Origin of the sequence: Natronomonas sp., assembly GCF_036625485.1 — an archaeon.
GTDB lineage: Archaea > Halobacteriota > Halobacteria > Halobacteriales > Haloarculaceae > Natronomonas.
In genome coordinates, this window is sequence record NZ_JAZKTR010000160.1 from 1 (window position 1) to 5430 (window position 5430).

Annotated in this window: 7 protein-coding genes; 2 read left to right on the forward strand and 5 right to left on the reverse strand. The window is 64.6% G+C overall.

From position 1 onward, the window contains the following. Nucleotides 1-58 precede the first annotated feature (58 nt). On the forward strand, nt 59-547 hold the full coding sequence (locus V5A53_RS12625) for an acyltransferase (RefSeq protein WP_332313980.1): 489 nt from the start codon (nt 59-61) through the stop codon (nt 545-547). A gap of 97 nt (nt 548-644) precedes the next feature. Here the strand turns inward: V5A53_RS12625 and V5A53_RS12630 are convergent, their stop codons facing one another. The 3 genes from V5A53_RS12630 to dacZ all read right to left on the reverse strand — a co-directional run bounded on the left by V5A53_RS12630 (nt 645) and on the right by dacZ (nt 2539). Continuing rightward, nucleotides 645-869, reverse strand: a complete 225-nt coding sequence (locus V5A53_RS12630; protein ID WP_332313974.1) for a hypothetical protein — start codon at nt 867-869, stop codon at nt 645-647. Nucleotides 870-941: 72 nt separating this feature from the next. Then, on the reverse strand, nt 942-1730 hold the full coding sequence (locus tag V5A53_RS12635; protein ID WP_332313975.1) for a mechanosensitive ion channel domain-containing protein: 789 nt from the start codon (nt 1728-1730) through the stop codon (nt 942-944). Next, nucleotides 1730-2539 carry a diadenylate cyclase DacZ gene (gene dacZ, locus V5A53_RS12640; protein ID WP_332313976.1) on the reverse strand — a complete coding sequence of 270 codons (810 nt, stop codon included), beginning with the start codon at nt 2537-2539 and terminating at the stop codon, nt 1730-1732. Before dacZ ends, V5A53_RS12635 begins: the two co-directional genes overlap by 1 nt. Before the next feature lie 232 nt (nt 2540-2771). Here dacZ and V5A53_RS12645 point away from each other — a divergent pair, with 232 nt between their 5' ends. Next, nucleotides 2772-4199 (forward strand): NAD(P)/FAD-dependent oxidoreductase, encoded by a 1428-nt coding sequence (locus tag V5A53_RS12645; protein WP_332313977.1) that lies wholly within the window; start codon nt 2772-2774, stop codon nt 4197-4199. A gap of 35 nt (nt 4200-4234) precedes the next feature. Here the strand turns inward: V5A53_RS12645 and V5A53_RS12650 are convergent, their stop codons facing one another. Then, nucleotides 4235-4480, reverse strand: coding sequence for a hypothetical protein (locus V5A53_RS12650; protein WP_332313978.1), 246 nt, complete (start codon nt 4478-4480; stop codon nt 4235-4237). Between the two features lie 76 nt (nt 4481-4556). Beyond that, nucleotides 4557-4733: a hypothetical protein gene (locus V5A53_RS12655; protein WP_332313979.1), complete on the reverse strand. Its 177-nt coding sequence runs from the start codon at nt 4731-4733 to the stop codon at nt 4557-4559. Nucleotides 4734-5430: the final 697 nt, after the last annotated feature.

A 5430-nucleotide genomic window follows, 5' to 3' on the forward strand; every position in this document is an offset into this window, starting at 1 on the left:
CGGCGACGACACCGGCGACGACGGCAACGAGGCGGACGGCGAGCGCCGCCACGACCGACTGGCGCGCCATCCGACGCCGGGGCCGGGCAACTCACTCATGTCGTGGCCCGACGCCAAGCATCCGCTCCGGGTCGCGTTCAACTACGCGTTCATCGTCGCGGCTCGACACTCGCCGAGCCTCCGACTCAAGAACTGGTTGTTGGGTCGCATCGGCGTCGACGTCGGCTCCGGCGTCTCGTGGGGGCTCGAATCGACGCCGGACGTGTTCTGGCCCGAACTCGTCACCGTCGAGGACGACGCCATCATCGGCTACGACGCGACGCTGTTGTGCCACGAGTTCCTGCAGGACGAGTACCGGACCGGCGAGGTACACATCGGCGAACGAGCGATGATCGGCGCTGGCGCGATTCTCCTTCCGGGCGTGACGGTCGGCGCCGAAGCGCAGGTCGCGGCCAACTCGCTGGTGACCGAGGACGTACCGCCGGGCGAGACGTGGGCAGGTGTGCCGGCCGAACCGGTCGACAGCAGTTCCAGCGACGGCGTCTGATTGGTGGAACGCTGCGGTTCATACTTCTCGTCGTCTTTCATCGGTGAGCGTCCGATGCGGCTCGGCGTTGGCCGGCAATTCGTTTCGGCGATCCGTATCAGTCGTCGGCCGGTACTTCGCTCTGGAGCGTTTCCCTCAGTTCCGTGTACGTTGATTCGGCGCTGGTTCGTGTTTCGCCGATCGTCGCGCCGGCGAGGCCGCCGACGGCACCGCCAGTACTCGCGGCGTTTCGGCTCACCAATCCGCCGACCGCCGCGCCGATAGCGGCACCGATGGCTGCGTATTTGGCACGGTTGACTGCCGTTTTGATTCGGGAGCGCATGCCTCAACTATCACCCGCAGACCGGAAAAGGATACCCCACGCCGTGACCGTTGTGCGTCGTCCGCCCCGGTGTCAGCCCCGAACCCGCATCGCACCGTCTCGGAGCACTTTCCGGTTCGGGATCATGTACTCCTCTCCCTCGCTTTCGACGTAGGTGACGAAGACATCGACCTCCTGGACGATGCCGCGGTTGCCGTCGATCTCGACCTCGTCGCCGATGCTGTATGGTTCGGTCAACAGGAGATAGATGCCCGCTGCGGCCGACGAAAGGAGGTCCTTGAACGCGAGGCCGCTGAGGAAGACGATGCCGAAGGCGTACGCCGCAAGTAACACGAGCAATGCCCCGGTTGCGACGCCGAGTTGTGAAAGGGCGATAAGGCCAGCGATATAGAAGATGGAGAACTTAACCAGCGACGGAATCAGTGTTACCTCGGGGAGTTTGATGCTCCGGAGTTGTTCGCCGACGAAGAGTTCCGCCTTATCGCCCAGCAGGATGCCGACGATGATGACGAGGATGGCGACGAAGAGTTTCGGCAGGAAGATACTCAGTGCGTTGAGATACTCCGCCGAGGGCAACAGTTCCAGCGTGCCCGCGGCATACATCGCAGCGACGACGAAGACGAACAGGCCGCAGAGCCACGCGAGGATGCGTACGGTCGAACTGCCGAGCCGGCGGGCCGTTCGCTCGAAGGGCGTCCCTTCAACAGCCTCGTCGACATTCAAGACCATCAGGATGCGGCGAACCAGCCACGCCGTCACCGCACCCAGAACGAGGCCGGCCAACAGTACCCCGACCGCAATCGTGAGGTTCTGTTCGGGTAGCGACAGGCCGGAGAACCACTCGCGGACCGCGACCAACATCAGTAGTCCTCCGGGTCCAGTTCGAGGACGATCTCGCCGCCCGTGAACGCCCGAACCAGCGCGTCGGACTCCGAGAGCACGATTGCGACGGCGTTCGTGTCACGCGTGATCGCGCCGGCCGCCATGTGCCGGGCGCCCAGCCCTTTCGGAATGTCGACGCCCTCCGCAGAGGGTTCCAGATAGCGGTATGCGGAGACGATCTTCCCGGAGTCGCTGATGACGAAGGCGCCGTCCAGCCGCGAGAACTCCTTGAGCATCACGTTCACGATGGGGTCGCCGACGTGGACGTGGCTCTTCTCGAAGGGGTTGTACGACAGCGGGCGGGACTTGTTCATCACCTTGCCGGCGTCGCCGACGACGAACAGCGCGCCGACCTGCTTACCTTTCTGGCCCTTCTTCCCGAGTTCGATAGCGACCTCCAGCACGTCCCGGATGACGCCGGGTTCGGGCCGGGTGTTGACGAAGAGGTCGTAGACGCCGGAGTGTTCGAAATCGCCGACGCGGACGCGCGTGACGGTGTCGATGTCCTCGGCGAACATCTTCGCCGCGCAGGCGACGTGGTCGCCCTCTTCGACGAACTCGTTTTCGAGTGCCCCCTCGATACCGAATCGGATGCGGTCCCGCATGTCCTCGAATTCGAGGGGTAACTCGACGTACAGGTCGGCGTCGACGGCGTTTTCCGGCGAAACGACGACGGTCGGCGTATCCGTTTCGGCGAACCGTTCGTAAATCGAACCGCTCGGGGAAAACAGAAACACGCTGTCCACGTCCGCGACGATATCGTCTATCAGGTCCCCGAGTTCACTCATCGTTCGTTTATCGATTACGGTAGGAAAAAGGCTTATGGGAATTCTGACAACTGACTGCCCCCGTCACGAAACTGAAATCACCAACGACGAAGGGGACCGACCGTACCTCCGTCGCCGTGTTTGGCCGATGCGCCGTGGTTTCACCCCGACGACAGGTGAGGCGACCGCCGGGGAGCGCCATGGGATTTCCGTCACCATCGGGACTATGCGGCGTCGGGACGAAGTACAACGTATGCGAGTCGCCGTCTTCGGGGCCGGATACGCCGGATTGACAGTTACACGCCGTCTCGAGCGTCGCCTGCCGGAGGACGTCGATATCGTCGTCGTCGACGAATCGACGACGCACCTCTTGCAACACGAACTCCACCGAGTCATCCGCCGACCGGCCTTGGCGGAGACGATAACCGTCCCGCTGGAGGAGGCCCTCGACCGCGCTGACATCCGGCAAGCCCGGGTCACCGCAATCGACGCCGAGGCCAGTGTGGCCACGCTGGAAACGGAGGACGGCGAGGAGACGCTCGAATACGACGCCGCCGCGGTCTGTCTCGGCGCGCAGACCGCCTTCTATGGGATTGCCGGCCTCCGGGAGCATGCGATTCCCCTGAAACGACTCGACGACGCCGAGCGCATCCACGACCGGGCCATCGCCGACGACACGACGGACGTCATCGTCGGTGGCGCCGGCCTCTCGGGGATTCAGGCCGCCGGCGAACTCGCGACCTTCTCCGCGGAGGCGGACCTCGAGTTGGACGTGACGCTCGTCGAACTGGCGGACCACATCGCGCCGGGGTTCGACACCGCCTTCGCCGACGCACTCCGTCGGGAACTCGAAGCCCGCGGCGTGCGAATCGAGACGAGTGCCACCATCGCGGAGGCCGGCACCGACACCGTTCACCTCGAAGACGGTCGCACGCTCCCGTACGACCTGCTCGTCTGGACCGGGGGCATCCGTGGGCCCGACGCGCTGGCCGGCGAGCGTGCCACCCCCGAAAGCGACCTCGCGGTCGGTGAAGCGACCTTCGTCGTCGGTGATGCCGCGGAAGTCGTCGACGAAGCGGGCACCACTGCCCCCGCGAGCGCACAGACGGCCGTCCGGCAGGCCCGCGTCGCCGCGACGAACATCCAGCGCGTGGTCAACGCCCGCCGCGTCGAGGACGAGGCCCCGCCCGAAGACGGCCCGCAGTTCGCGACGTATAAATACGACAGTCCCGGCTGGGTCGTCAGCGTCGGCGACGGCGCGGTCGCTACCATCGGCCCGCTGGTCCTGAGCGGCGACCCCGCCCGCGCTGCCAAGGCCGCCATCGGCGCCAGCCACCTGAGTTCCGTCGGTGCTATCGAAGCCGCCGAGGAACTCGTCCGAAACGAACTCGGGTGGCCGGACGTCGACGCCGTCGATTTCTCACCGTACATCGCCACACTCGTCGACGGACGGAAACTCTCCGACACCGCTTCCGTCGGGGAGGATTCCTTCGCGAGCCTCCTCGTCATCGCCGACGAACTCAATCCGAACGGACCGATCGACCTGACCCAACTCACACGCTTGACCGACCGAGAGTATCCCGGCAGCCCTGCGAACCGATTCGGTCGACTCGTTCTCGATCCGATGCTGTCGCTCGGTAAACTGACGCTTCCGACGAGCGAACCGGACGAGGACGAATAGGCACTAACCGGTGCGGGAGAACGGGCCTTGGCCAGCTAACACTCGCGGCTATAACAGTGGCCGGCTAGGACGGCGATACCGTTGAGGAGGAAGACCGCCACCAGAAGCGGGAGCCAGCCGCGCGGCTGGGTCAGAAGTATGCCGACGGCGAGGAACGGCAATCCCACGGTTCCCCAAAAGCCCGCCCGTCTGACCGCGTGTCCTGCTACCTGTCGACCCGCGGAGACGCCCCGCTCGCGGTGGGTCCTATCGCTTCCCTCGGAGCCGTTCGCCTGTGCCATAGGTGTTCGTGCGAGTCTTGCTTCAAGAACGTTGTTCGAACTCCCTTCGGACTTTCACCCAAATTCGGGCCGAGAACTAGAGAACGTCGTCCAGAGAACGAACCGTATCGGACATGAGCCACGCGTCCTCGTTGTCGGGGTCCTCGATGCTGAGCGCGTAGAACGTCTCCCGGCCCTCGTCGACAGAGATGCGGTACCCCTGACTCGTCAGCAGGTATTCTTCAGACGGTGGTTCGGGGATCGAATCGGTCACAACCTTCCTCAGGGATTCGGAGGGATAACCCCCACGTTTCGGCCGAACGTGACGTAAATTACCGGAATCCGGGCTGCTGCTGTGGGTTTTGGAAATCGGTCGAGAACCCGTCCAGATGGATGAAACGAGGGCATAATCGAGCGACGTGAAACGTACTCTGCGAGTGGCATCCGACGAGCGGGGCCTTCGGAGGTCCCGCGAGCGAAGCGAGCGGGAGCGTTGGAAGACGACCGAAGGGAGTCTTCCTGAGAAGGCCCCCGAGGCGGTTCTCCGGGCGCGAACGAAGTGAGCGGCCGGTAGCGAGAGCCGACTAACGCGGCGCGAAGCGCCGCGGCTGGAGGCTCTCGCGCATATTTCCCCCACGTTTTTGCCTGGGTTGCGGGCCTGCGGCCCGCAACCTTTTGACGTGGCGGCTTCGCCGCCACGCTCGCGGAGCCGGGTCTGGCGCCGTAGCGCGCCAGACCGGCGGAGCGTGCAAAAAGTGGTAGTGCGCGGGACCGGATTCGAACCGGAGCAAGACGTGCTCGCTTCGCTGCACGCGTCTTGCAGGATTCGAATCCGCTGGCGATTTTCGTGATTCACGGGAGCCGAGCAGCGCGTCGCTGTCGCTCCGCGCTACTCGGTGTGTTGTTCGTCACGAAAATGCGCGGGACCGGATTCGAACCGGCGGACCCCTACGGGATAGCGTCCTAAGCGC

What these genes read in the sequence shown, in the direction of transcription:
- V5A53_RS12630 (WP_332313974.1), bottom strand. Translation starts at nt 869, where the DNA reads ATGCGCTCCCGAATCAAAACGGCAGTCAACCGTGCCAAATACGCAGCC.
- V5A53_RS12635 (WP_332313975.1), bottom strand. Translation starts at nt 1,730, where the DNA reads ATGTTGGTCGCGGTCCGCGAGTGGTTCTCCGGCCTGTCGCTACCCGAA.
- dacZ (WP_332313976.1), bottom strand. Translation starts at nt 2,539, where the DNA reads ATGAGTGAACTCGGGGACCTGATAGACGATATCGTCGCGGACGTGGAC.
- V5A53_RS12645 (WP_332313977.1), top strand. Translation starts at nt 2,772, where the DNA reads ATGCGAGTCGCCGTCTTCGGGGCCGGATACGCCGGATTGACAGTTACA.
- V5A53_RS12650 (WP_332313978.1), bottom strand. Translation starts at nt 4,480, where the DNA reads ATGGCACAGGCGAACGGCTCCGAGGGAAGCGATAGGACCCACCGCGAG.